At 60.4% G+C, this 26,324-nt stretch carries 15 protein-coding genes and 2 tRNA genes; 9 read left to right on the top strand and 8 right to left on the bottom strand.

What is annotated here, in order from left to right; genetic code table 11:
• Positions 1–130 precede the first annotated feature (130 nt).
• From SJQ66_RS23160 to SJQ66_RS23150, 3 genes are all read right to left on the bottom strand, one after another.
• Positions 131–1,102, bottom strand: coding sequence for a squalene/phytoene synthase family protein (locus SJQ66_RS23160; protein WP_320534600.1), 972 nt, complete (start codon positions 1,100–1,102; stop codon positions 131–133).
• Positions 1,103–1,262: 160 nt separating this feature from the next.
• Positions 1,263–1,349, bottom strand: a tRNA-Leu gene (locus SJQ66_RS23155).
• A 176-nt stretch (positions 1,350–1,525) separates the two neighbouring features.
• A complete protein-coding gene (locus SJQ66_RS23150; protein ID WP_024903004.1) occupies positions 1,526–2,917 on the bottom strand; it encodes a sugar porter family MFS transporter in 1,392 nt (463 codons plus the stop codon).
• Between the two features lie 592 nt (positions 2,918–3,509).
• On the opposite strand from SJQ66_RS23150, the gene SJQ66_RS23145 reads away from it, so the two are divergent.
• The 8 genes from SJQ66_RS23145 (at position 3,510) to SJQ66_RS23110 (ending at position 18,478) form a co-directional block, all read left to right on the top strand.
• The gene (locus SJQ66_RS23145; RefSeq protein ID WP_157685790.1) at positions 3,510–6,719 is read left to right on the top strand and encodes a mechanosensitive ion channel domain-containing protein; all 3,210 of its coding nucleotides are present in this window, start codon (positions 3,510–3,512) and stop codon (positions 6,717–6,719) included.
• A gap of 190 nt (positions 6,720–6,909) precedes the next feature.
• Positions 6,910–8,232, top strand: coding sequence for a trigger factor (tig, locus tag SJQ66_RS23140; protein WP_036009241.1), 1,323 nt, complete (start codon positions 6,910–6,912; stop codon positions 8,230–8,232).
• 446 nt (positions 8,233–8,678) lie between these two features.
• Positions 8,679–9,248, top strand: a complete 570-nt coding sequence (clpP, locus tag SJQ66_RS23135; protein ID WP_236693505.1) for an ATP-dependent Clp endopeptidase proteolytic subunit ClpP — start codon at positions 8,679–8,681, stop codon at positions 9,246–9,248.
• 608 nt (positions 9,249–9,856) lie between these two features.
• On the top strand, positions 9,857–11,131 hold the full coding sequence (gene clpX, locus SJQ66_RS23130) for an ATP-dependent Clp protease ATP-binding subunit ClpX (protein WP_046153041.1): 1,275 nt from the start codon (positions 9,857–9,859) through the stop codon (positions 11,129–11,131).
• Positions 11,132–11,474: 343 nt separating this feature from the next.
• A complete protein-coding gene (lon, locus tag SJQ66_RS23125; protein WP_024902998.1) occupies positions 11,475–13,895 on the top strand; it encodes an endopeptidase La in 2,421 nt (806 codons plus the stop codon).
• Between the two features lie 315 nt (positions 13,896–14,210).
• Complete coding sequence (gene ilvD, locus SJQ66_RS23120; protein ID WP_024902997.1) at positions 14,211–16,070, top strand: dihydroxy-acid dehydratase; 1,860 nt, start codon at positions 14,211–14,213, stop codon at positions 16,068–16,070.
• Between the two features lie 127 nt (positions 16,071–16,197).
• Positions 16,198–16,273, top strand: a tRNA-Val gene (locus tag SJQ66_RS23115).
• A gap of 255 nt (positions 16,274–16,528) precedes the next feature.
• The gene (locus SJQ66_RS23110) at positions 16,529–18,478 is read left to right on the top strand and encodes a SurA N-terminal domain-containing protein (protein ID WP_320534599.1); all 1,950 of its coding nucleotides are present in this window, start codon (positions 16,529–16,531) and stop codon (positions 18,476–18,478) included.
• A gap of 138 nt (positions 18,479–18,616) precedes the next feature.
• On the opposite strand, the gene SJQ66_RS23105 is transcribed toward SJQ66_RS23110, so the two are convergent.
• Positions 18,617–18,967: a hypothetical protein gene (locus SJQ66_RS23105; protein WP_024902995.1), complete on the bottom strand. Its 351-nt coding sequence runs from the start codon at positions 18,965–18,967 to the stop codon at positions 18,617–18,619.
• A gap of 76 nt (positions 18,968–19,043) precedes the next feature.
• Positions 19,044–19,745 carry an arylesterase gene (locus SJQ66_RS23100; RefSeq protein ID WP_407691517.1) on the bottom strand — a complete coding sequence of 234 codons (702 nt, stop codon included), beginning with the start codon at positions 19,743–19,745 and terminating at the stop codon, positions 19,044–19,046.
• A 100-nt stretch (positions 19,746–19,845) separates the two neighbouring features.
• On the opposite strand from SJQ66_RS23100, the gene SJQ66_RS23095 reads away from it, so the two are divergent.
• Positions 19,846–20,538, top strand: a complete 693-nt coding sequence (locus tag SJQ66_RS23095) for an ABC transporter ATP-binding protein (protein WP_024902994.1) — start codon at positions 19,846–19,848, stop codon at positions 20,536–20,538.
• A 57-nt stretch (positions 20,539–20,595) separates the two neighbouring features.
• On the opposite strand, the gene pgi is transcribed toward SJQ66_RS23095, so the two are convergent.
• The 3 genes from pgi to SJQ66_RS23080 all read right to left on the bottom strand — a co-directional run bounded on the left by pgi (position 20,596) and on the right by SJQ66_RS23080 (position 26,143).
• Complete coding sequence (gene pgi / locus SJQ66_RS23090; protein WP_024902993.1) at positions 20,596–22,239, bottom strand: glucose-6-phosphate isomerase; 1,644 nt, start codon at positions 22,237–22,239, stop codon at positions 20,596–20,598.
• A 160-nt stretch (positions 22,240–22,399) separates the two neighbouring features.
• Positions 22,400–24,322 carry an NAD(P)H-hydrate dehydratase gene (locus SJQ66_RS23085; RefSeq protein ID WP_320534598.1) on the bottom strand — a complete coding sequence of 641 codons (1,923 nt, stop codon included), beginning with the start codon at positions 24,320–24,322 and terminating at the stop codon, positions 22,400–22,402.
• A gap of 102 nt (positions 24,323–24,424) precedes the next feature.
• A complete protein-coding gene (locus tag SJQ66_RS23080; protein WP_320534597.1) occupies positions 24,425–26,143 on the bottom strand; it encodes an NAD(P)/FAD-dependent oxidoreductase in 1,719 nt (572 codons plus the stop codon).
• Positions 26,144–26,324: the final 181 nt, after the last annotated feature.

The raw sequence follows: 26,324 nt of genomic DNA, 5'->3' as shown, positions 1-26,324 counted from the left end.
CCCTTACGCCGGCCCGAACGTTAGCGAACATCCCTCCGACATTGTGTCACGACTCTTGCCTGGCGCGCTTGCGGCAAACAGCGATGCGAGTCTCCCCAGTGAGCGGTCGCGTGGATGCGTGCGACCGGCCTTACCTGGAGCCCCACCAGGACGCGAGGAGATTGCGCACGGGTGTCAGCGCAATGCGCTGATGTAAAACTTGTACGCCATCGCGCAGAACCTCGTCAAGCAAACGCTGCGCCATCGCTGCTTCGGCAAGTAGAACCCTGTGGTGTCGCCTGCGTTGCCGTGGAATGGCAGGCGCGGCTGCACGAGCAGCAAGCAACCCGTCCCGGGCGCGATTTGCTTGTTCCAGGAGCAGCGCCAACATGGCCGGTGTATAGCGTCGGTTGAGGACGTCCGAGGCCGGGACCTGATGCGTTTGCATGTCATCAACTGGCAAATAAATACGCCCATGCCGTGCATGATCGCCAATCAACGTGATCACGTTCGCAAGCCGGGTGGCAGCGCCCAATGCGATCGCCCATTCCGGCAGGTCGGCATCGGTCAAGGCCGGTGCGCTGCTACTGGACGTGTCCGGGCCTTGCATTATCGACGTATCGAGTCGCGGTGCACGGCCGGTATTCGATAGCGTGGGCGTATGCTGAGGATCGGGCTCGCCGTTGGCGGCATCGCTGCAATACGCCAGTATGCCGGCGATGCGTCCACTGCTTTCCCGGAAGTGGCGTTGCAAGGCCGCAAAATCCAGATAGCGCGCCTTTTCCACATCCTCGCGATGGGCGTCGATAACGGCGATCAGCAGCGGCGCCAGTCGTGGCAGCCAGCCACCGGGCGCGGTTGCCAGGGCCTGCGTGGCAGGATGGGTAGGCGGCCGGCCTGGATCGGCGCTGGCGGCTGTCGCTATTTCCTGTGCCCACCAGGCGAGCTTGGCTTGAGCGATCGATGGATCACTCGCCTGCGTTACCGTGTCCTCCCATTCCTGGCGTAGCGTGAACAACGGCATGAATAGTGGCCGTTGCGACAGGGACGCGTAGCGTAGCGCATAGTACGCGGGAGAGCCTGGAGGGGCCGCTTGCTGCTGACAATAATCGATTGGATTCACGCGGGAAGAGACTGAATTTTTCCGGCTATCGAGAGGCAACAGGCATGGAGAGGGCCCAGCTTGATGGCGAATAAAAGCAAAAATGGGTCGAAGACATACTATCGCTGTAGTACGCCTTCAACCCATCGTCAGCGCAAGTAATTGCGCTGATGCAAATTTATGGTGCGAGGAGCGGGACTCGAACCCGCACACCATTGCTGGCGTCAGGACCTAAACCTGGTGCGTCTACCAATTTCGCCATCCTCGCTCGCTTGTTCATGTCGCATCGCCAGACGCTCCATGAACAGCCGGCGAGTATACCAGAGCGGCGGCTGGGCAGCTAATCATTTTGTCCGGCCGCCAGAGCCCTCCGTCCCGCAGGGAAGGCGGCCGTCCCCATCGATACGGGAGTGGCGCATTCGCATCGTCTCGATTGCGCGCGGATTAGCGGCCGAGGTTGCGCAGAGCCTTGCCCGCGAACAAGTTGCGTTCGATATGTTCGAGCGATACCCCTTTCGTTTCCGGCACCAGGAAAATCGTGAGAAGGATGAAGATCGCATTCATGACGGCGTAACCGGCAAATGTCGCTGGTGCACCATAGTCGTTGATAAACGTCAGGAACGTTGCGCCGGCTGCCATGTTGGCGATCCAGTTGGTGAACGTGGAGATGCCAATCCCGAAATCACGGCCCTTGGTCGGTTGGATTTCCGAACAGAGGATCCAGATCAGCGGACCCGCCGACATGGCGAAGCCGATGATGAAGATCAGCAGGGTTGCGGCCGCCGTCATTTGTTGTGCCGGCGTATGCACGCCGAGGTGCAGCAACAGACTCAGCGTGCCCATGCCCGCCGCCATGACGACAAAGCCCGTGTAGAGGATCGGCTTGCGGCCCCAGCGATCGACCAGGCCGATTGCGATAAAGGTGGCAGCGACGTTGACCGCGCCGACCAGCACCGTGCCCATCAATTGATCGTGGGCGCTATCGTAGCCCGCCAAGCCGAAAATACGCGGTGCGTAGTACATGACCACGTTGATGCCGGTCAACTGTTGCATGACTTGCAGCAAGATGCCCAGCCCGATCGAGCGACGGAAGTTCGGATTGGCCTTCAGCAAGGAAAATCCTTCCTGTTTGACACGCAATTGCTCCTTGATTTCATTCACTTCCTGCTGCGCCGTTTCACGGTCGGGGCGCAATTGCAGCAGCACGTCGAACGCTTCCTGTTCGCGCCCGCGCATCATCAACCAACGGGGGCTGCGTGGCAACACGAGCACGCCCAACAGGAGCAATGCCGCAGGGAACGCGATCACGCCTAGCATCCAGCGCCAGTTACCGGTAGCCGATAGCGCCGTGTTCGAAATGAACGCGGCAAGAATACCCACCGTGATCATCAACTGATACAGCGAAATCATCGCGCCGCGCACCGAGTGGGGTGCGATCTCGGACAGGTATAGCGGTGCGGTGAATGACGCGATACCCACTGCCAGGCCTAGTATGATCCGCCCGAAGATCAGCGCCGTAGGCGACCAAGCAAAGCCACAAATCAGCGAGCCCCCGACAAAAAGGATGGCGCCCAGTACCAGCGAGTACTTTCGGCCCAGTTGCCAGGAGAGGTAGCTCGCCAGCACGGCCCCAACGGCGGCGCCGAACATCATGGAGCTGACAATCCACTCCTGCATCTTGTCGGAAATCTCATAGGTCTTCGCGATAAACGGCAAGGCACCTGAGATTACGCCAATGTCCAGGCCGAAAAGAAGGCCGGCGAGAGCGGCCATCACACACGTAAAAATGACTTTGGCGCGCGAAGCGTTAGGCGCCGTTGCCGATAATGTATTCAAATGCTGTCTCCTGCGGCATCCGGCCTTAAGCCGGCATGCCGCGCTGTGTTGATCCTGCGGCAACCCGCACGCCGCGTGTTTTTATGCGTTCCAGCAAATGCCTGGATCGCGATTGGCTCGCGACCGGGAGTTTGCCAGAACTACCGGTCTCATCAAGCAATTTGTACGCCAATCTTGCCATGAACCGAAACAAAATGCGCGCAGGGTTCGTCCGAGCAGTACAAATTACGCTGACGAAATCCGAGGTTGCCAATCTTCCGGGATGGTTGCCAACACTGCTTTTCCATGCAATCGCATAAAATTGATGTGCGTTTTATTAGGCGTTTCCGGTGCAACGGTGTATTTCTGTCTTCTTTTGTAAAAAAGTGGCGATCAAGCGGTTCAGACGTTTCGGAATATGTCTTGCAAAACGGCAATCGCCGCGAGGGTGGGAAAAGCTGTAACAATAAGATTAGAGGATCAATGAGTGATGTGCCTGTCTCGATCGATGCTGTGGGGTTGTCGCCATCGATTTAAGAAGGCGGGTTCGGTTCTCATTGCTCTGTCCACGGACCATCGCGGTGCTTGCGCACCGCGTCTTACGCGACATCCGATGTCTATACGTTTTTTGTCTTCCGCATCCATCGTGACGCCTTGCATGCGCGCCGCAGATGCCGATATCGCCTTGCCTCATGATTCTCCGGGCCTGGGTCGCCATGCCTTTGGGAGCGTGTGCTCCCGCATGGCGATGCTGTCGATCACCGCGCTCTTCGCGTTGGGTCTGTCGACATCGCCAGTCAACGCGCAGGGCATGTCCAGCGCCGCTGCGTCTGCCGCGAGCGCGCGTCATGATCCATTCATGTCAACCGCCACGCCGTCGGCACCGGCGTCCGGCACGGCAATGCCAACGGATACGGTCGATGCGCACGGCAGTGCGCTGGCGGCCAGCGGCGTGCCACCAGCGGCGTCGGATACGCAGGCGTCGAGTGCCGCCTCGGCGCGCCCGATTCTCACCGCGAGTGATGTATCCCCCGCGACGGCGCAGCGTGCGCTGCGGGTGCTGCAAGACAGTCGTGAGCGGGAAGAAGCGGTGCATACGCTACAGGCCATCGCGGCGGTGTCGCCGGCCGCACCCGCCCTGGGCGCCAATGCGGCAAGTGGCGCAGCCACCTCTGCCCCGCATGCGGCCTCGGTTGTTGCACCCGTCGCCCCGCAACCGGTTGCATCCACGTCATCAGCACCGGCCGCAGCGGCGACGAGCGCGGTGGCAACCTCCTCGGCGTCGGCGGCATCGGCGGCATCCGCCAGCGCACCACTCGAGGCAAATGGCCTGATTGCGCAGTTGCTGCGCCTAGTGGCGCATTGGGCGGACGGGATGAGCGATCAGATCCAAAAAGTCGCACAGTCGGTCGTGACTTTTCCGGCATTCCTGGCATGGCTGGCCGCAACGTTCAGCACCTCGCGCGGACAATCCCTTGGCTGGCAAAGTCTGGAGGCGCTCGGCGCCGTTTTCGTCGTGGGCCTGGCGTTGGAGTGGGGGTTGCGCTTTGCGTTGAAGCGGCCGCGGGCGGCGCTCGTGCGTCAGGCCGATGCGGTAGAGCTTCGTGCAATCTCACGGGAGCGCGCGCGTGAAATGGCGGCGCGCAAGCGTGAGATCCAGGAGGCCCGTGACGAAAGGCTGGCGCAGGCCGCCGCGGAGGCAGCCAGCCGGGAACGCGGGGACGATGCCGCCAAAAGCGGCGGCACGCCGTCCACTGATGATGCGCATACGACGTTGCCCATCGATCGCGACAAGGTCGGGGCCGTCGCGACGAAGGCCACGCAGGCGGGCGCTGTTCCCGCGGCAGAGGGCGCAACGAAAGGCGTGCCCACTGACGTCGCCCTCGTGCTGACCGTTGTTGACGGAGAGGAGCGCATCGAAGCGGTGCCGGTGGATGCCGGCGATGGCGTACCCGTGCGCACGGATGACGACGAGGATCATGCCGGCAAGTCGGGGAAAGCGCAGCGTGATGGTGGTGATGACAAGGATGATCCCCAGATGATCGAGGCGGCGCGCAAGGCGGCCGCCGAATCCGCGCGGCACTGGAGCACGCTGCGACATGCCCCGTTCGCGATAGCGATGCTGCTCGTCGAGTTGCTGCCGCCGTTGCTGTTCTTCTTCGCCGCGGGACTGATGCTGCGCTGGGTCGACGTCGACAGCGCACGCATCGACGATATGACCGACGCTTTCATCGATGCGTATCTAACGACGCGCGTCACCATGATCGTGATCCGGCTCTTGTTCGCTGCGGACGCCAGGGGCATGCGGTTGCTCGATGTGACGCGAGATACCGCCGAAGTTGTTGAACGCTGGGTGCGGGCCGTCATCGTCGTCGCGGCGTTCGGTGTCGCGCTGGTGAAAGCGGGGGCGGCGTTTGGTGCAAGTCATCAGGGCCAGATCGCATTCATGAAGCTGGTTTCGCTGATCGTTCACACGTGCATCGTGGTGCTGATCTTGCGAACGCGTGACGCCGCCGGCCGTGCGATCGCGGGAGCCAGGGATGCCAAGGGATCGGTTGCCGGCGTCCGGCGTTGGCTGGCGGACGTGTGGCCTATTTTCGGGTGTTTTGTCGTCATCACGGTCTGGGTGGTCTTTGCGCTGGGCGTGGAGGACGGTTTTCAGAAACTCGTGCATTTTATCGGCACGACGGTGGGCATCATCGTGGGTGCCCGCTTGCTGGCAATCGTGTTGTTGGGTGGGTTGGGGCGTCTATTCCGCCGCGAGGCGCGGGATGAGGAGGAGGAGGTCAGCGCCAGCGCCAAACTCACGAATCGCTATTACCCCATCATCCGGGCGGTCGTGACGGCGTTACTGATCGTGTGCGCGGGTGTCACGTTGCTCCAGGCGTGGGGGTATGACGCGATTGCGTGGTTTACGCGGGGTACCGTTGGACGCAACCTGACATCGGCGATGCTGACGATCGGCATCGCGGCGCTTATCGCCGTCTTTGTGTGGGAGTCCGCGAATATCGGGGTGGAGCGGCGCCTGAAACGTTGGCATGATCGTGGCGACACGGTTCGCGCGGCGCGCCTGCGTACGTTGCTGCCAATGCTCCGCACGAGCCTGTTCATCTGTATTCTCCTGATCGTTGGGCTCACCGCGTTGAATGAGATTGGCATCAACACCACGCCATTGCTCGCGGGGGCCAGCATCATCGGCGTGGCGCTCGGATTTGGCTCGCAGAAGCTGGTGCAGGATTTCATCACCGGGATTTTCCTGCTGATGGAAAATGCCATGCAGGTAGGCGACTATGTGACGGTGGCCGGTGTCTCCGGCAACGTCGAGAACTTGTCGATTCGGACCGTGCGCCTGCGGGGTAGCGACGGGTCTTTATACATCGTGCCGTTCAGTTCGGTCTCCACGGTGAACAATGTAAATCGAGGGTTGGGCAACGCGGCTGTTCGCGTGAGTTGTGCCTACGATACCGATGTTGACCGCGTCATTGCCGAACTGAAGAAAATGGGTGCGGCCATGCGCGAGGACCCGGATTTCAAGGACCTGATCATCAACGATCTGGAGATCTGGGGTGTCGACGCGGTCGACGGCGCATCGGTTACCGTGGCAGGCCAATTCCGCTGTCTCGACAGAGGTCGCTGGGGCGTGCAGCGTGCGTTTAACAAACGCATCTACGAGCGTTTCCGCGAACTCGGCATTGAGATCGCCAACCCGCGCATCAATTACTGGGCCGATGCTTCTGGCGACAGTGGCGCGCATGGCCGGCAAGGCGATGTGGGACCGCGGATGCCCGGGCGGCCCGCGAAATCGTCGGAAGCGGCGGAATAGTTTGCTAGAATAGAGCGCTTTAACGCTCAATGCACAAGCCCTGGGCGCGCGCCACGCCGTTTTGCGTGGTGTGATGCAAACGGTTTTTCCAGCGATATCCAGGTCCTAGCGGATCTTGGCATCGGAAAGGCCGCGCGAGTTAGGCGGCGCTACCGCCCGGGCGAGAATTTAAGAGAACGGATCGGAATCCATGGCAAACGTTGTAGAAACGCTCGGCAAGCTCGAACGGCGCGTCACGATCTCGGTGCCGCGCGATGCGGTGCAGCAAGAGGTTGACGGTCGTCTGCGTCAAATCGCGAAAACCTTCCGCATGCCGGGCTTTCGCCCCGGCAAGGCGCCAATGAAGGTGGTTGCATCGCAATATGGTGGTCAAGTCCAGGCGGAAGTGCTGAGCGACAAGGTCGGCAGCGCTTTCTTCGAGGTGCAGCAGGCCGAAAAACTCAAGGTTGCGGGTCAACCGCGTTTCGAGCCGAAGGTGTCCGCCGAGGGCGCAGACGAAGCCGCTATCGCGTTTGACGCGACATTCGAGGTCTACCCCGAGATCACGCTTGGTGACGTTGCCACGGCGGAAGTGAAGCGCACCGTCACCAATATCGGTGATGACGAAGTGACGCGCACGCTGGATATCCTGCGCAAGCAGCGCGTGACGTTCGCGCCGCGCGGCGAAGGCGAGAAGGCGGCGGACGGAGACCGGGTGACGGTCGATTTCGTCGGCAAGATCGACGGTGAGGCATTCGCCGGAGGTTCGGCGGAAGATTTCGTCTTCACGCTGGGTGAAGGCCGGATGCTGCCGGAATTCGAGAAGGCATCGATTGGTTTGGGTGTCGGTGAGTCGCGCGAGTTCGACCTGGCCTTTCCAGAGGACTACCACGGTAAGGATGTTGCCGGTAAGACCGCGCAGTTCACCGTCACGATCAAGCAGATCGAACTGCCGCAGTTGCCGGAGCTTGACGGAGAGTTCGCCAAGACGCTGGGTGTGGCCGACGGCGACATCGACAAGATGCGCACGGAAGTAAAGGATAATCTTGAGCGCGAAGCGAAGCGTCGTGCCCAGGCGGAGTTGAAGAACAGCGTGATGGATGCGTTGTTGAAGCTGGCGACGGACCTGGAAGTGCCGAAGGCGCTGGTGGAACAAGATCAGCAACGCTTGGTGGAACTGGCGCGGCAGGACCTGGAGCAACGGGGCGTGCCGAACGCGAAGGATGCACCGATTCCGGCGGAAATGTTCCGCGAGCAGGCGGAGCGCCGCGTCAAACTGGGTCTGATCCTGGCCGAGCTGGTAGCAGCCAACGACTTGAAGGCAAAGCCGGACCAGATCCGAAAGGAAGTGGAAGAGTTCGCGAAGAGCTACGAAGATCCGAAGGAAGTCGTGCGTTGGTATTACTCGAATCAACAACGGTTGTCCGAAATGGAAGCGTATGTTGTCGAGAATAACGTCGTTGAATTCGTGACGTCGCGAGCAAAGGTGACGGACGAGGAAGTGCCTTTTGAAAAGCTGGGCGCAACGGCCTGATCGGGGATCTCACTGACCCTAGCGACGTTGCATGAGCGCACGGCGGGGGCGCACCACGGATTTCCGCGGCGCGCCTTTGTCGTTTGTACGGTGCGCTATGCCGCGTGGCGGCAATGTATCGCGCCGCGTGGCTATTGTGAAGTGCGGGGCACGGCCCCATATAGGAAAGAATGGTCCGAGCCGCGTATCATGGCGGCAAGGCCGTACGCTCCGGTGAACGTGCGCGGGTTGTTGTCGTGGGCGGGTGACGATGACAATGCGCGTCGGTGTGCTTCGATGCGGAGACACCGGTTCAGACGTTTCATTCCTGCTAGACATACTCGCAAAGGATCGATCGCATGACGTTTCGCGAAAATTGGCAGTATCCCGCGCAGTGGGGTTCCGCCGCAATTGACGGCGCCCGCGCGGCTTCCGACCTGGAACCGAAGGCACTCGGCCTGGTGCCGATGGTGGTGGAGACCAGCGGTCGCGGTGAACGCGCGTATGACATTTATTCCCGTCTGCTAAAGGAACGCGTCATCTTCCTGGTGGGCGAAGTGAACGATCAGACGGCCAATGTTGTCGTGGCGCAGATGCTGTTTCTGGAAAGCGAGAATCCCGACAAGGAAATCTCGCTATATATCAATAGTCCAGGCGGTTCGGTGTCTGCCGGGATGGCAATATACGACACGATGCAATTCATCAAGCCGAAGGTATCCACGCTATGCATGGGCCTTGCAGCGAGCATGGGCGCCTTCCTGTTGGCTGCCGGTGAGAAGGGCATGCGTCGTGCGCTGCCCAATGCACGCGTGATGATTCACCAGCCGCTGGGTGGTGCGCGCGGGCAGGCGTCCGACATCGAGATTCAGGCGCGCGAAATCCTGTACTTGAAGGAGCGCCTGAACGCGCTGCTTTCGCATCACACGGGCCAGCCAATCGAGCGGATCGCCAGCGATACCGATCGCGATAACTTCATGTCCAGTGAGTCCGCGAAAGATTATGGCCTTATCGATGAGGTGTTGGCGAAGCGGCCCTGATGTTGCTCACGGGTACGTCATCCGCGAGGGGTCGGGATGACGGGCGCTAAGTCGGTAGCATTTACCGGATTGGGCTGCCCTTATTGCGATCGATCTCGACACGGTAAAGGATGGGACGCGCCAGGGGGCGGCGGAAGCCGCGCGCCTGGTTTCGCGTTTTAATCCTATCCCTGTCAGTACGTTTCGATCCAGCCAACGTCGTGGCGGCGCGGTGTACAGGTACCATCGCATTCGCGATTGAAACTGCCAGGAATGGGGTTTTTCGCCGTGTCAGTCGCAAAAATGCATCTGTTTGCGTTGTTTTCCAGATGCATTTCGCTCGGCCGCGGATGTCGCGTTCTCATGGCGTAGCACGCGATCATGACAGGCGTGGCGGTCTTCGTTGCTCGGCGCCTGACCATTGCGGCGCGAGAAATAAGCGATGAATCAACGATTTGTCGATAGCGAGAAGGGCTTGTGCCCACGTCGGATTGTCGCCGAGGGCCGGCGGGTGGTGCATCCCTATTCGACCGGATGGTTCGTGTAGAGGGGCGCGGAATGCGCATTTCCTACCGCTTCCGATGAATCGGCGTATGATGAAGTCAACATGTCCGGAGGCATGAATACTTATGGCGGACAAGAAGGTAACGAGCGGCGAAAAGCTGCTGTACTGTTCGTTTTGCGGCAAAAGCCAGCACGAGGTCAAGAAGCTGATCGCGGGCCCCTCGGTGTTCATTTGCGACGAATGTATCGATCTCTGCAACGAGATCATTCGCGATGAGGCGAGCGGTGCGGGAGACGAATCCAACAGTGCGAAGTCCGGACTGCCGGCGCCGCAGGAGATCAGGACGATCCTCGATCAGTATGTGATCGGTCAGGAGCGTGCCAAGAAGATCCTGGCGGTGGCGGTGCACAACCACTACAAACGCCTGAAGCATCTCGCGCCGGGCGGTAACGACGTCGAACTCTCCAAGAGTAACATCCTGCTGATCGGACCAACCGGTTCGGGAAAGACATTGCTCGCACAAACATTGGCGCGACTGCTTGACGTGCCGTTTGTGATCGCCGATGCGACTACGCTGACAGAAGCTGGATATGTTGGCGAGGATGTCGAAAACATCATTCAGAAGTTGCTGCAGAACTGCAATTATGAAGTCGAGAAGGCACAGCGCGGCATTGTCTACATCGACGAAATCGACAAGATCAGTCGCAAGTCGGCTAATCCGTCCATCACCCGTGATGTATCGGGGGAAGGCGTGCAGCAGGCATTGTTGAAATTGGTCGAGGGCACCATGGCCTCGGTGCCACCCCAAGGGGGGCGCAAGCATCCTAACCAGGATTTCATCCAGGTAGACACGACGAATATTCTTTTCGTGTGCGGCGGTGCGTTCGATGGCTTGGAAAAAGTGATTGTCGACCGCACCGAAAAGACCGGCATTGGTTTTGGTGCGGCGGTAAAGACCGCGCTCGAGCGGGACTCTGGCGAGGTGCTCCAGGAAGTCGAACCCGAGGACCTGATCAAGTTTGGATTGATTCCAGAGCTGATCGGCCGTTTGCCTGTGGTAGCGACGCTTGGATCGCTGAACGAGGAAGCACTCATCCGGATTTTGATCGAGCCGAAGAATGCGGTGGTCAAACAGTATCAGAAGCTGTTCGCGATGGAGCGCGTCGAGCTCGAATTGCGTCCCGATGCGCTGCATGCCATTGCGCGCAAATCGATTCGGCGCAAGTCCGGGGCACGCGGTTTGCGGTCCATCCTGGAGCAGGCGTTACTGGACACGATGTACGAGTTGCCGACGTACGAGGGTGTCTCAAAAGTCATCATCGATGCGAATGTCATCGAAGGTGACGGAAAGCCGCTGTTGATTTATGAAGAAACGCCACGCGTCTCGGGATCAAACTGATCCTGGATCGCGGCCCGGTCGGCGGATGGTCACTCATGGTGTTGGATGGTGTGCACCAGCGGCCGACCAGCGCGCCTCCGGCAATATGATGTATGACTTGTCGTCATGGCCGGTCTCCGGCGAATTGTTTTACGTGTTCTTATCGTCAACCTCTCGATGGTGCGGATTGTCGTAAAAATGTGCCCCGTCGTCCTAACCGGCATCTTCGTTCTTTGTCCCGTTGCGTTCCCGCGATCGCTTGACAATGGTACGCCTTCCCGGTTTCCGGGCAGGATGCTCTTGAAAGCGGTCGCAAACGACCCCAACTAGGTTCAAACCCGATTCCATTCATGGGGAAATGAAAATGTCAGGAACCCAACTCCTCCCGTCGGAACCCACCCGCCTGCCGCTGCTCCCGCTGCGGGACGTGGTGGTGTTTCCGCACATGGTAATTCCGCTGTTCGTTGGGCGTCCGAAATCGATCAAGGCCCTTGAGTCCGCGATGGAAGGCGGCAAGCACATCATGCTTGTTGCTCAGAAAGCCGCGGCCAAGGACGAACCGACTGCAAAAGATCTGCATGAGGTAGGGTGTGTTGCCAACATCCTGCAAATGCTGAAACTGCCCGATGGCACCGTCAAGGTGCTGGTGGAAGGTATTCAGCGCGCGAAGACGATATCGATCGAAGAAGAAGAAACGCAATTCACTTGCGAAGCGCTGCCGCTCGACCCGGATCGTGCCGATAGCGCCGAAACGGAAGCGCTGCGCCGCGCGATCGTTTCCCAATTCGATCAATACGTCAAACTGAACAAGAAAATCCCGCCGGAGATTCTGACCTCGCTGTCAGGCATTGACGACGCGGGTCGCTTGGCGGATACAATCGCCGCGCATCTACCGCTCAAGCTGGACCAAAAGCAGAATGTGCTGGAGATGATGCCCGTCATCGAGCGACTTGAGCACCTGCTTGGGCAGCTCGAGTCGGAAATCGACATTCTGCAGGTGGAAAAGCGTATCCGTGGACGTGTGAAGCGTCAGATGGAGAAGAGCCAGCGCGAGTACTACCTGAACGAGCAGGTCAAGGCGATTCAGAAGGAACTCGGAGAAGGCGAGGAAGGGGCGGATCTCGAAGAACTCGAGAAGCGCATCGTCAATGCCAAGATGCCGAAGGAAGCCAAGAAGAAAGCCGATGCGGAGTTGAAGAAGCTGAAGCTGATGTCACCGATGTCGGCGGAAGCGACGGTGGTGCGCAATTACATCGACATTCTGGTAGGCTTGCCATGGCGCAAGAAGAGCAAGGTCAACAACGACCTGGCGAATGCCGAAAAGGTATTGGACGAAGATCATTACGGTCTTGAGAAGGTCAAGGAACGCATTCTGGAATATCTGGCGGTCCAGCAACGGGTAGATAAGGTAAAAGCCCCGATTCTTTGTCTGGTCGGGCCGCCGGGTGTTGGTAAGACATCGCTCGGCCAGTCCATTGCGCGAGCAACAAACCGCAAGTTTGTCCGCATGGCATTGGGCGGCGTGCGCGATGAGGCCGAGATCCGTGGGCATCGCCGGACATATATTGGCTCGATGCCGGGCAAGATCCTGCAAAGCCTGTCGAAGGTGGCTGTGCGTAATCCGCTGTTCCTGCTCGACGAAGTCGACAAGATGGGCATGGATTTCCGCGGTGATCCGTCGTCAGCGTTGTTGGAAGTGCTTGACCCGGAACAGAATCATACGTTCGCGGATCACTATGTTGAGGTGGATTTCGATCTGTCCGATGTGATGTTCGTTGCGACCTCGAACTCTCTGAACATTCCGCCGCCGTTGCTGGATCGGATGGAAGTGATCCGCTTGTCCGGTTATACAGAGGACGAGAAGGTCAGCATCGCGCAGCGTTACTTGCTGCCGAAGCAGAAAAAGAACAATGGTCTCAGGGAAGGCGAGATCGTTGTCGAGGAGAGTGCGGTTCGCGACATCATTCGTTACTACACGCGTGAAGCGGGCGTACGGTCGCTCGAACGTGAAGTCTCGAAGATTTGCCGTAAGGTCGTGAAGTTGCTGCTGCTAAAGAAGGACGAGAAATCGGTCACCGTCAATAGCACGAATCTCGACACGTTCCTGGGCGTGCGCAAGGTGGATTTTGGCCTGGCAGCAAAGGAAAACCAAGTCGGTCAGGTGACGGGTCTTGCGTGGACGGAAGTGGGCGGCGACTTGCTGACCATCGAAGCGGCGACGATGCCTGGCAAGGGCGCGGTTATTCGGACGGGTTCGCTTGGCGACGTGATGAAGGAATCCGTGGAAGCCGCGCGGTCGGTCGTGCGTAGCCGTGCTCGCAAGCTGGGGGTACGAGACGACGCGTTCGAGAAGCGTGACATGCATATCCACGTGCCGGAAGGGGCGACGCCTAAGGATGGTCCGTCCGCCGGCGCGGCGATGACGACGGCCATGGTGTCTGTACTGACTGGCATTCCGGTTCGCGCGGATGTGGCGATGACCGGTGAAATCACGTTGCGTGGCGAAGTATTGCCGATCGGCGGCTTGAAGGAAAAGCTGCTGGCGGCGCATCGTGGCGGTATCAAGCTGGTGCTGATTCCGGAAGACAACGTCAAGGACCTGGCGGACATTCCGGACAACGTGAAGAACAACATCGAGATCGTACCAGTCCGCTGGATCGACAAGGTGCTGGAAATGGCGTTGGAACGGGTGCCTGACGCGCTGCCGGATGAAGAGCCGAAAGAAGTACCCGTAGCGGAAGCCGCGGCGGAGCCGCGCCCCACCAGCGGTGTTGTGAAGCATTGATGCTGGCCGGCGGGCCTTAGGGCGTGCCGCCTCCTGCATCAAAGCGTGTTGTATCGAGTAGGGCGCTTGCCGCATGAAAACCGCGATTTCGAAGAGAGATCGCGGTTTTTTTTTGCCCACGCGGTGGTCGTTACCCGCACAAGTATGGATGCATGGCTGTTCAGCAGTTGATGGCGGCCAGGCGCGTCCCTGAGAGCGGGGGAGTATAATCAGGAGGTTTGCCCATGGTGCGGCTCAAGAGGTTGTTCGCAAGGGCGCACAAGGGGCCGCATCCCAAGGCCCGGTTCCTTTTCGCGATTTTTATCTGTCCCTATCATGCCCGCATACCGTTCTAAAACTTCTACCGCCGGCCGCAACATGGCCGGGGCACGCTCGCTGTGGCGTGCCACCGGCATGAAAGACGAGGATTTCTCCAAGCCGATCATTGCGGTAGTCAACTCGTTTACGCAATTCGTCCCGGGTCACGTCCATCTGAAGGACTTGGGCCAACTCGTTGCACGCGAGATCGAATCCGCTGGCGGTGTCGCCAAGGAATTCAACACGATCGCCGTTGATGATGGCATCGCGATGGGACACGATGGCATGCTGTATTCACTGCCGAGCCGCGACATCATCGCCGACTCTGTTGAATACATGGTCAATGCCCATTGCGCGGATGCGATGGTATGCATTTCCAATTGCGACAAGATCACCCCAGGCATGTTGATGGCCGCCATGCGGCTAAACATTCCGGTCATCTTCGTTTCGGGGGGGCCGATGGAAGCGGGAAAGACGCGCCTGGCGAATCCGGTTACCAAGACGATGGAGTTCAAGAAGCTCGACTTGGTCGATGCAATGGTGATTGCCGCGGACACATCGTATTCGGACGCGGACGTCGCGGAAGTCGAGCGCTCCGCGTGCCCGACGTGCGGTTCGTGTTCGGGCATGTTCACCGCGAACTCGATGAATTGCCTGACCGAGGCGTTGGGCTTGTCGCTGCCGGGGAACGGCACTGTTGTCGCGACGCATGCGGACCGTGAGCAACTGTTCAAGCGGGCAGGCCAGGGCATCGTCGGTCTGGCGCGTCGGTATTATGAGCAGGAAGATACGCGCGTGCTGCCACGCTCGGTGGGTTTCAAGGCATTCGAAAATGCGATGACGTTGGATATCGCGATGGGCGGCTCGACGAACACGATCCTGCATTTGCTGGCCATTGCCCGCGAAGCGGAGATCGACTTCACGATGGCCGATATCGACCGGATGTCACGCATCGTGCCGCAATTGTGCAAGGTCGCGCCAAATACCAACAAGTATCATATCGAGGATGTACATCGTGCCGGCGGCATCATGGCGATTCTGGGCGAACTCGATCGTGCAGGCAAACTGCACACCGATGTGCCAACGGTGCATACGCCCACGTTGAAAGATGCACTCGACCAGTGGGACATCGTCCGGACCAAGGATGAAGCGGTTCGCACGTTTTACATGGCGGGTCCGGCAGGTGTCCCATCGCAGGTGGCGTTCAGCCAGAACACGCGTTGGCCGAGCCTGGACCTGGATCGCGCCGAGGGTTGCATCCGTTCATATGAACACGCGTTCTCCAAGGAGGGCGGGCTCGCCGTCCTGACCGGCAACATCGCCCGTGACGGCTGTGTCGTGAAGACGGCTGGCGTGGACGAAAGCATCCTGGTGTTCGAAGGGACCGCGCACGTCACGGAATCGCAGGACGAAGCAGTGGAGAACATCCTTGCGGGCAAGGTGCAGGCGGGGGATGTCGTGATCGTCCGATATGAAGGTCCGAAGGGCGGTCCGGGGATGCAGGAAATGCTTTATCCCACGAGCTATATCAAGTCAAAGGGTCTGGGCAAGGCATGTGCGCTACTGACGGATGGCCGGTTTTCCGGTGGAACGTCCGGTCTGTCGATCGGGCATTGCTCGCCGGAAGCGGCAGCAGGTGGTGCAATCGGTCTCGTTCGCGATGGTGATCGTATCCGCATCGACATTCCGAATCGCACAATCGATGTATTGCTGTCCGACGAGGTACTCGCTGAGCGTCGGGTCGAACAAAACGCCAAGGGCTGGAAGCCTGCCAATCCGCGCCCGCGCAAGGTTTCCTCGGCATTGAAGGCCTACGCCAAACTGGTGATGTCAGCGGACAAGGGCGCCGTACGTGACGTATCGCTGCTGGATGATTGAGTCGCCGACGGTCCGTTGCCTGTGCGGCGGTTGCCTTGGATGTCCGGTGTTGATTCGTGCGTATTTTGCTTGACAGTGACAGTTCATTACGACGATAATTTTGGTCTTCGCTGCGAATCATTCGAACGGGTGCTTAGCTCAGTTGGTAGAGCGGCGCCCTTACAAGGCGTAGGTCGGGGGTTCGAGCCCCTCAGCACCCACCACGTTCGAGCCGGCGATGCCGCGATTGCAACCAGCGTCGCAGCCGCGTGAAAAGATGAGATTTTTCCCCGGTGCATTCTGTGTGGGCGCACTGCCTGCAGAAAAGACTACCCGCACGGCATTTGCTCTGCGGGTTTTTTGTTTTTAGCGCCTGGCAGCAAGATATATGCCGGCGGATTCCTCGTTTTGTTGGCCCGCGCGACGACTGCGCAGGCCGCCTGAGGTAATATTCGGTCTTTCCTCCTGGTTCGGTAAGCATGTTAGATTTCATCCGTAGCCATCGCCGCCTGATGATGATCATCTTGGCGCTGTTCGTCGTACCTGGTCTGGGCCTGGTAGGTATCCAGGGTTTCCGTGGCATGTGGGACGACAGCGCCAACGCGGCCAAGGTCAATGGCGACATCATCACGCGACAACAATTCGATGCCGCGGTGCGCGACCAGAACCAGCGGGCGCAGCAGATGCTGGGTGCAAGCTACGATGCATCGACGTTCGATACCCCGGCAATGCGCCGCTCGATCCTTGATAACATGATCCGGCAGCAACTGGTCGCACAGAACACGCGCGACTTGAACCTCACGGCCAGTGACAACGCCGTGCGTCAGTCGATCATGAGCATTCCGGCGATCGCCTCCTTGAAACGCCCCGACGGCAGTTTCGACCAGCAGGCTTATGCGCAACTGTTGGCGGCACAAGGCCTCAGCGGTCCGCAGCTCGATGAGATGCAGCGTTTCCAGCTTGCAAGCCAGCAGATCGCACAGAACATCGTCAATACCGCATTCATTCCCGCGGCGTTGGCGCAATCACTGAACGCCATGATCACGCAGCAGCGTGATGTGCGAGGCCTCGTCCTGCGAGCGGCGGATTACCGAGCGCAGGCCCAGCCAAGCGAGGCGGACATCAAAGCCTACTACGATGCCCACCATGCGGACTTCACGACGCCCGAACAAGCGCGGATCGAATACGTCGTGCTGAGCGCCCAGGCGTTGTCCGCGGCATCGGTACCGAGTGATGCGGACATTCAAAAGTATTACCAGGCCAATCTGAAACAGTACCAATCCGAAGGCCAGGTTCGTGCGAGTCATATCCTGATTGCCGTGCCGAAGGACGCCAGTGCCGACGTGCGGGCGAAAGCGAAGGCGCATGCGCTGGAGGTGCTGAAGGAAGTGAAGGCGCATCCTGACCGGTTCGCGGCCATTGCCAAGAAAGAGTCCGAGGATCCCGGCTCGGCCGACAAGGGCGGGGACCTCGGCTTCTTCGATCATTCGATGATGGTGAAGCCCTTTGCCGACGCCGCTTTCGCCCTGCAAAAGGGACAGATCAGCGATCTGGTGCAATCGGATTTCGGGTATCACATCATCGAAGTCACCGATACGAAGCCGACGGTCACGCGACCGCTGGCGGACGTACGCGACGCGATTGTCCGGACGCTGCAAGCACAGGCTGGCACGGACAAGTACGCGGCCGACACAGAGGGCTTCTCGAATGCTGTCTATGAGCAAGCGGATAGTCTGAAGCCTGCCGCGGACAAGTATGGCCTTGCAATCAAGACAGCCACGGTGACACGTCGTCCGGCACCGAATGCGAATGCAGCGGATCCGGCGAATAATCCCAAGCTGCTGGCAGCCGTATTCAGCGACGACGCGTTGAAGAGCAAGCACAATACGGCGGCGATCGACCTTGGCAATAATACGATGGTATCGGCGCGGGTAACGTCGTATCAGGCAGCGGCGTTGCAACCGTTCGATCAAGTGCGGGAAGCGGCACGCAACAAGGTGGTCGACGAGCAGGCATCGTTGCTCGCGCGCAAGGACGGTGCCGCGAAGCTTGAGGCATTGCGCAAGTCGCCAAACAGCGTGAGCACCGCGGGTTTTTCGCCAGTGACGTCCGTGACACGTTCGAACCCGCAGGGTTTATCGCAGCCAGTGTTGGGCGAGGTGTTCAAGGCGGACGCCAGCAAACTGCCGGTGTTCGTGGGTGTGGATGTGCCAGATGGCGGCTATGCCATCTATGAAATCACGAAGGTAAGCGGCGGTGCCGCCGCCGACCCCGCGCAGGTGACGCAGATCGAAGCGCAGCTTTCCCAGATGGAAGGACAAGCCGAAAACGACGCCTATCTCACAGCGTTACGCAAGCGTGCATCTGTCAAGATCTACGATCTGTCCGGTGACATATCGCAGCAGCAGGATGGCGGCTCAGGAAACTGAGCGGCCACGAGGACGTAAAAAAACCATTGCTTATTACCATTCGCGGCATGTGCAGGGCCGCGAATCGGTGATGCAGCAATGGTTTTTTTGATTGCCGCCGACGGGGTGTCGGCTATGCGTTGTGTTGCAATCCGAAAATCAGAGGCAGCTACTAATTGCTGCGGTAACGGATGGGTCAGGTGCCGCGTTGGTTGTCGAGCGATAGCCAACCCATGTACCCTGGCCACCAGGTGCCTGGCGAACCACGGCGGCGTCCCCCCCCGGTGGTTGGCCGGGAACCAGTACGTCGACGCCGAAATCATTGGCAATCGCCGTTTGCGAGACGATGGGTGTTTGGGTCTTATCGGCCCAGCCTTGTGCAATGCACTGTGCCACGGCTTGCGGCGGTTTCGCGCTCTTGCCTACTGAGCTGATGGTAGGTTGATGGGTTGCGCATGCGCCCAGTGCGACCAGTGCACCTGCTGCCATGAGGGTCGGTATAAATTTCACGTCTTCATCTCCTTGTAGTTGTGCCAAAGCGTGCCAATCGTGACCGGGCGCCGCGCCTTCCGCCCACCAAAGCGGGTCATTTCAACAGCGGAGACAGCGGTGCCCACACGTTTTCAAGTAATACCGGTTGCGCTTTTGCCAGGGGATGTATTTGATCCGCCTGGAACATCTCCGGTTTGTCGGCGATACCTTCAAGCAAGAATGGGACCAGCGAGGTGTGATACTGCTTTGCCAGCATTGGGAAGAGGGAAGAAAATGCTTGCGTGTACACCGGTCCGTAATTCGGTGGAATTTGCATGCCGACCAGTACGACGCGTGCACCGGCCGCCTGGCTTGCTTCAATGATCGCCTCTAGGTTTGCGCGCGTCACTGACATTGGCAGTCCTCGCAACGCGTCGTTCGCGCCCAGTTCGACGATGACAACAGCAGGATGCGTGCGCGACAATGCGCTCGGCAGCCTGGTTCGCCCGCCGCTCGTTGTGTCCCCGCTGATGCTGCTATTGACAACGGTATAATGATTTTTACCCACCGGCTTATCGGCAAGGCGTTGCTGCAATAGTGCCACCCAGCCTGTGTTCGGTGCCAGGCCGTAGCCTGCGGAGAGACTGTCGCCCAAGACTAGAATGGTCTGGGAGGCGGCCTCCGGTGGGACGGTTGCCTCTGCGCCGGGCTTGCGTTCCATCCGGGATTGTGGCGCGCCTCCCGCATAAAGCGATGGCGTGGTGATGCCACAGGCAAGCGCGAGTGCCAGGCCCATCACGGTAGCGGGGGCGGGCATGACAGACCGTCGGCGCATGATCGCCGTCGACGAGTGTCTACTGACCACCTTCAAGCGGGTTTTCATGCGGGAAAACAAGCGGGCACTTATGCAGGAATCCATGCGGAAAGAATCAGGTCGGGTCATAGCAGTGGAGGGCGTCAGCAAGCGCGTGGTGGATGCATCCGGTGAATTGTCCATATTGGATGATATCGATATGTACGTCGATGCAGGCGAAACAGTGGCGATCGTCGGCGAGTCAGGTTCAGGAAAATCGACGTTGCTGGGCTTGCTTGCCGGGTTGGATACGGCCAGCGCCGGCACCATCCGTCTACTTGGTCAAGAACTGGGCGCTCTCGACGAGGATGCACGTGCGGCGGTTCGCGCACGAGGTGTGGGTTTCGTATTTCAGGCATTCCAACTGATGCCGCATTTGACCGCACTTGAAAATGTCATGCTACCGCTTGAATTGCGGGGTGACGTGTCCCGTCGGCAAGCACGTGAACAAGCAAGGGCATTACTTGACCAGGTGGGGCTGGGAGGGCGTATCGCGCACTATCCTCGTGTTTTGTCGGGCGGCGAACAACAGCGGGTAGCACTGGCGCGCGCGTTCGTGACCACACCATCAGTGCTTTTCGCGGACGAACCCACGGGGAGTCTTGATGCGGCAACGGGCGAGGCTGTCAGCGCGCTGATGTTCGACATGAACCGGAACCAGGGCGCGACGCTGGTTCTCGTCACGCATGACTTGCAACTGGCACGGCGCTGCGATCGTATCCTCACGATGCGCGCCGGCAAGTTGCTCGCGGCCTAGCGGGGACCGCTTTACCGGCCACATCGCGCGTGATATCGGTAGCGACGATGGCGTATTTTAGTTTGCTTGAAGGGCCGCACGCGCACGCGCGATCAATGCGCTGGTCGACGAGTCGTGTTGACCGTTGCTCTTGCCTTCGAGGTCAGCCTCGACGACCTTGCCTAACACCTTGCCAAGCTCGACGCCGTATTGATCGAACGAATTGATATTCCAGATGGTGCCTTGTACGAGCACCTTTTGTTCGTAGAGCGCAATCAGGGCACCGAGAGCATGCGGCGTCAATGCATCCAGAATGATCGTCGTGCTTGGACGGTTGCCGGGGAAGGCGAGGTGCGGCGCCAGATCCGGGTTGTCCGGGCCGGCGATCTTGCGCGCTTCTTCCAGCGTGCGGCCGAGCATCAATGCCTCGCTTTGTGCAAAGCAGTTGGCCAGCAATTTTGCATGATGGTCGACGAAGCGATGTTCCGGCGTCAGCACAGCGATAAAATCAATCGGTATCAGCGTGGGGCCTTGGTGCAGCATCTGGAAGAACGCGTGCTGTCCATTCGTTCCCGGCTCACCCCAGATCACCGCGGCAGTGGGTTCACGCACCGGATCGCCATCCAGTCGCGCCGACTTGCCATTGCTTTCCATCTCCAACTGCTGCAAGTAGGAAGGCAGGTAGTGTAACGCTTCGGAATAGGGGGCGACCAAGACGCTTTGCGATTCGAAGATATCGCGATACCAGATGCCGATCAAGGCCATCAACACCGGGAGGTTGCGTTCCAGTGGCGTATCGCGGAAGTGCTGGTCCATTTCGGCCGCGCCAGCCAACAAGGCATCGAAATGTGTCGGACCAACCGATAGCATGATCGACAGGCCAACCGCGCTCCACAGGGAGTAGCGTCCACCGACCCAGTCCCACATTTCGAAGACGTTGTCGCGAGCGATACCGAACTTGACCACTTCGTTCGAATTTGCCGAGACGCCAACGAAGTGATGATGCAACTTGTCCTCGGGGCAGCCGTTTTGTACGAACCATTGGCGCAGCGAGCGTGCGTTGGTCATCGTCTCCAGCGTCGTGAATGTTTTCGAGACGATAATGGCCAACGTCGTTTCAGGATCGATTTGATCAACCACGCGTTGCAGATCCGCGCCATCTACGTTCGATACGAAGTGCGTCGTGATCTCTGGATCCGCGAGATGGTGTAGCGCATGGCAAACCATCTTCGGCCCGAGATCCGAACCGCCGATCCCGATATTCACGATGTGCCGGATCGGCTTGCCGCTATACCCGCGCCATTCGCCGCCCCGTACTTTCTCGGCGAACGCCGCCATTTTCTTGCGTTCGGCTTGCACTTGCGCGAAATACGGCGATGCCGGGTCTGTCGCCCGCAATGCGGTATGCAATACCTGACGTCCTTCGGTCGGGTTTGCAATGTCGCCCTTGAATACGGCATCGCGACGTGCTTCGACCCCTGCGTCGCGTGCCAACTGCGTCAGCAGTTTCAATGTCTCGTCGGTAATGCGGTTTTTGGAGAAATCGATCGATAGACCGCCGCCGTCGAATGTGTAGCGCTCGGCACGCGTGGGCGCATGGTCCTGCGCCGGATCGAACCATTCGCGCAACCGGGCGTCACGAATCTGATCGTAATGCGCACGGAGCGCGGCCCAACTGGGAAGTACCGGCACGGAAGCGGTCTTTGGCGAATGTGATGTCATAAGTTTGTCTCATTGTTGTGGTGAGCAAACACGTGCGCCCGGGTGCCGTCTGTCAGGTTCAGGCGCGAAGGCGCTATAGGGTGCGCGGTTGCCAGGGGTGCCGTTTCAACACTATCGGTCAAGTATAAATCGCGATGCCAAAGTACGCCGGGCAGCGGGTTCAACCAACGATCAAGCCGTGTTCACGCAGATGGGTATTCAGCAGTCGACGGATCATCGGTGCCAGCTCTCCCGCTGTCAGCCCTGCGGGACCGTCACCGTGGGCCGCCAGTGTCTCGGCGGCAAGGCCATGCAGGTACACGCCAGTTAATGCCGCCTCTTTCGATGGCAGGCCCTGCGCGAGCAGCGCGCCGATTACGCCGCTCAACACATCGCCGCTACCGCCGGTGGCCAGGCCGGTATTGCCAGTGGTATTCAGCACGATGTCCACGGAAACGACGCTCTCCGGTATATCGCCGCATGACGTGGCCGTGGCCGTGCCGGAAGCGGTGGCTGCCGCCAAGGACGGCGCGGCAATCAATGTGCCGGAACCTTTCAAGACGATCGTGCAGCGGAACCGTTCAACCAGCGCACGGGCCGCGGCGAGTCGATCTTGCTCGACGTCCCGCGTACCGATATCGAGCAGCCGCGCTGCTTCTCCTGGATGAGGTGTCATGACAAGCCACTTGCCGGCGGCTGCCACCGCGGCGCAGAGCGCCGCATCGCGGGCGATCACGTTCAACGCATCGGCATCCAGCAACGCCCGGCAATCTTCCCCCACGACGTCATGCAAAACGCGTTTGACGATGTCGCCCGCACGCGCCGACGTACCAAGGCCGGGACCGATGCTCAGCGCATCCATCGTGTCGAGCGCGATGGCGTCGATGCGACGCAGCATGATTTCAGGATGTGGAGGATCGTACGGCGGCGCACCTTCGCCGATCAATGCCGTGTGTACGCGTCCCGCGCCCGCATAAAGCGCAGCGCGGGCGCAAAGGATGGCCGCACCGCAGGTGCCCGTATCGCCGCCGATAATCGCGACGCTGCCGAATGTGCCTTTGTGCGAGGACGGTCGACGCTTCCTGAAGCAATGCATGAATAGCGATGGCGCGTTCAATTGCAGCGGCGCAACTGGCTGGCTATCGCTTCTGACGCGTGCGTCTTGCGCGGAGGTTGCATCGATGAAAGGGTAGGCGGATGGCGTGGCAAGCGTCGATGGCGCCCGCACGATGAAATCCGGCAAGGACAGCGGTGATAGAAACAAGGCGCCGGTGTGGTCACGTCCCTTCCCGGTGAAGAGGCCGGGCGTGGCGCCAATGAAACTCAGCGTATGGGTGGCATACACCGCGCAATCATTGTCCGACGCGGGCGATACGCACTGGCCGGTCATCGCGTCCAGGCCGCTCGGGATGTCCAGCGCCAACACGTGCGTGCCGTGTTCGCCTAGTGCATTGATCAGCTTTATATATTGGTCGTACGGCGCGCTTACCGGACGGTTGAGGCCGATGCCGAACAAACCATCGACGCACCATCCGCCTTCGCGAAGCGCGGTGCATTGCGTATCGTCGGGAGCGTCCTGCTGGATTGGCACCGCGTCGCGGCGCGCCTCGGTGTACGCCCAGAGTGCATCGCCATGGGTGGGGGGCGCCGGAAGTGTGACGCGCACAGGTACGCCCAGACGATGCAGCCGCGTGGCCGCCACCAGCGCATCGCCGCCGTTGTTTCCCGGCCCTGCGAAAAACCAGATCGGTGTCGATGCCAAGTCGTGATCGTCGGTGCCGGGAGAGCCAGCACCGGGTGTCCCGGTTGCGGCGATATGGTCGTCGTCGCTGCCGGGGCGGCGCCTGGTGCGGCGTTGACGCAGCAGGAAGTCTGCCGTCGCGGCACCGGCCCGTTCCATCAAGACATGCGATCCCGCGCTTTGCATGACGCGTGCTTCCACGGTGCGGAGGTCCGCGACCGTCGCGAGCGGCCACGCCAGGCGGTGCGTGTCGATTGGAAACCAGCCTTGCGTGTTCGCCGGACCGCCAGCGTCGTCAGGAGGCGTCGCCGCGCGACGATCGTTGTGCGTGAGCGGCGTGGGAGGAACGGGACCGGCGGACATGGTGGCAATCAATGGTGAACGATCTTCTCACCTTACACCGGATGGGCGGTGTCCACGACGGAGGTGTGTCCGGTCACGCCTTATGCGGATGCCCCTGCTGCGTCAACCGTGACCGAAGCGCGCGGGGGATAGCGCCATGCGCGTACTCGGGTCGAAGCGATCCGCCGCGGTGGCGGCGACCCATGCGGCTCCGCCATCGCCCGCCATGCCCTCTTCCGTCACAGGGTGGGCATTCGCTTCGATGGCTTGTGTGCGGTTGTCGTCGCGCATGCTACCCATCGCGGCATGCGGGCCGGATGGCCATTGCGCGAAAAGCAGATCGGCCGCGCCAAATGCCAACCCCCAGCCTCGATGCGCACCGCTCAGGACCACATGCAGGCGGTTTTCGCCACGGCGGGTCTTTAGCGTGCCGATCACCGGCAGGCCGTCCGCGCCGACGAGTGCCACGGACTCGCCGACGCCGGCATCGAACCGTGCGGCGCCCGGCACGAGCGTGTCGCGCCAGGCATGGAGCTGGGCCGGCATCGCTTGCAGGGCTTTTTTAGCCGGGCCGGGAGGGAGAGCGGCCGCTTTGTTCTTGACCTTCCCGATCGTGGTGGTGGCCGGTCCTCGGAGGCAGGCGCTGACGCGCACGCGGCGATCGAAGCGCACGATGGCCACGCTGTTTTCGGCATCTATCAGCAAGCGCCGCGGCGCGTAGTCCTCGCGCAGGACCGTACCGGTCAACACCGTGCGCGTGACGCGCTGCAGCGGCAATGGGACGCCGGCGGTGCCGAGCAATTTCGCACTGCCCGCGCCGGCGGCGATGACCACGTGCGATGCATGGACCTGTTCGACATGTCGCGCCGCATCCGATTGTCGGGCATCCACTCCTAAGATAGAAGTGGTGGACGGCGCGGTGAAGCCGCGGGCCTGTACGCCTGAGAACGCCCCCCCGGCTTGTTGGGCGGGGCGGATGGACACATCGACGCCATCGTTGTGAACCTCGACGCGAAGGGCCTGCCGCGCAAGGAAAAACGTTACCTCGGCGGCGTCCAGCAATTGCTTGACTCGCTTCGCCATCACCGCGGCGTTGCCGCTGGACAGTGTGTCGAACGCGATGCCGCCTGCCAGCGCTTCGGCATGCTCCAGTGCCGGCTCGGCGGCCCGGCAGGCTTGCGCGTCCAGCACGCGTGGGGCATGGCCGTGGAGGTCGAAACGCGGCGCGGTTCCTGGTGGTGTGTTGCCGGGCGCGCCATTGCCTTCTAGGTCAACATCGGCAAGCGCCTGGGCTGACTTCCCGGTGCGCGCGTGTTGAGCATCGGTGGCGACATGATCGACCGCGTCATCGCCGCCGATATCGCTTGGCGTGGCGTGTGAGGTCGTGTTCCGTGCCTCGGGAGGCGCGTCGTTCTTCGGCCAATCCACGAGCAACGCCTGGGCCCGCTCGAATTCCACCGCGTTACGCCAGACGTACAGCGCGCCGTCACGTCGCTCGTGTTCGATACCGTGGACCTGCGCCAGCGTATCGAGCCGTGCCGCGGATTGCGCGATCAGCGCTTCCCACGGTGCCAGTCTCGCGTGGCGCAGTGCATTGCTGGCCCGTTCGCGCGCGGCGCGGCGCCACGGCACGCCGCCGGGCGTCGGCATCGGCGCATCCGGCCCATACCATGGGTCCAGCGGAGAGGGCAACGCGACCCCGCTGTGGAAAAAGGACGCACCTTCGCCGACGGTCGCATGTTCGTCGATGACGGCGACGCGCATGCCGGCCTCGATGGCCCGCATCGCGACGGCCATGCCGCTGATGCCGGCCCCAATCACGATCAGGTCGAATTGCTTCATTTCAAGATTTTTCCCTTGGGCACCGGGGCGCCATGATAACGTCTCCGCCCCTGACGAACCATCAGATAAGTTGTGCACGTCCGACATTCGTTGTCCGGCCAGTGTTGCAGCGTAGCAAGAACCCGGCCGTCCGGGGCGTCAGGCGCGGTATAATCCTTGTCTTCCTTTCGTTTCCCGCCGC

The organism is Robbsia andropogonis (genome assembly GCF_034047095.1).
Lineage (GTDB): Bacteria > Pseudomonadota > Gammaproteobacteria > Burkholderiales > Burkholderiaceae > Robbsia > Robbsia andropogonis.
Note: the sequence above shows the minus strand (reverse complement) of the source record. Positions and strands in the feature narration are given on the sequence as shown.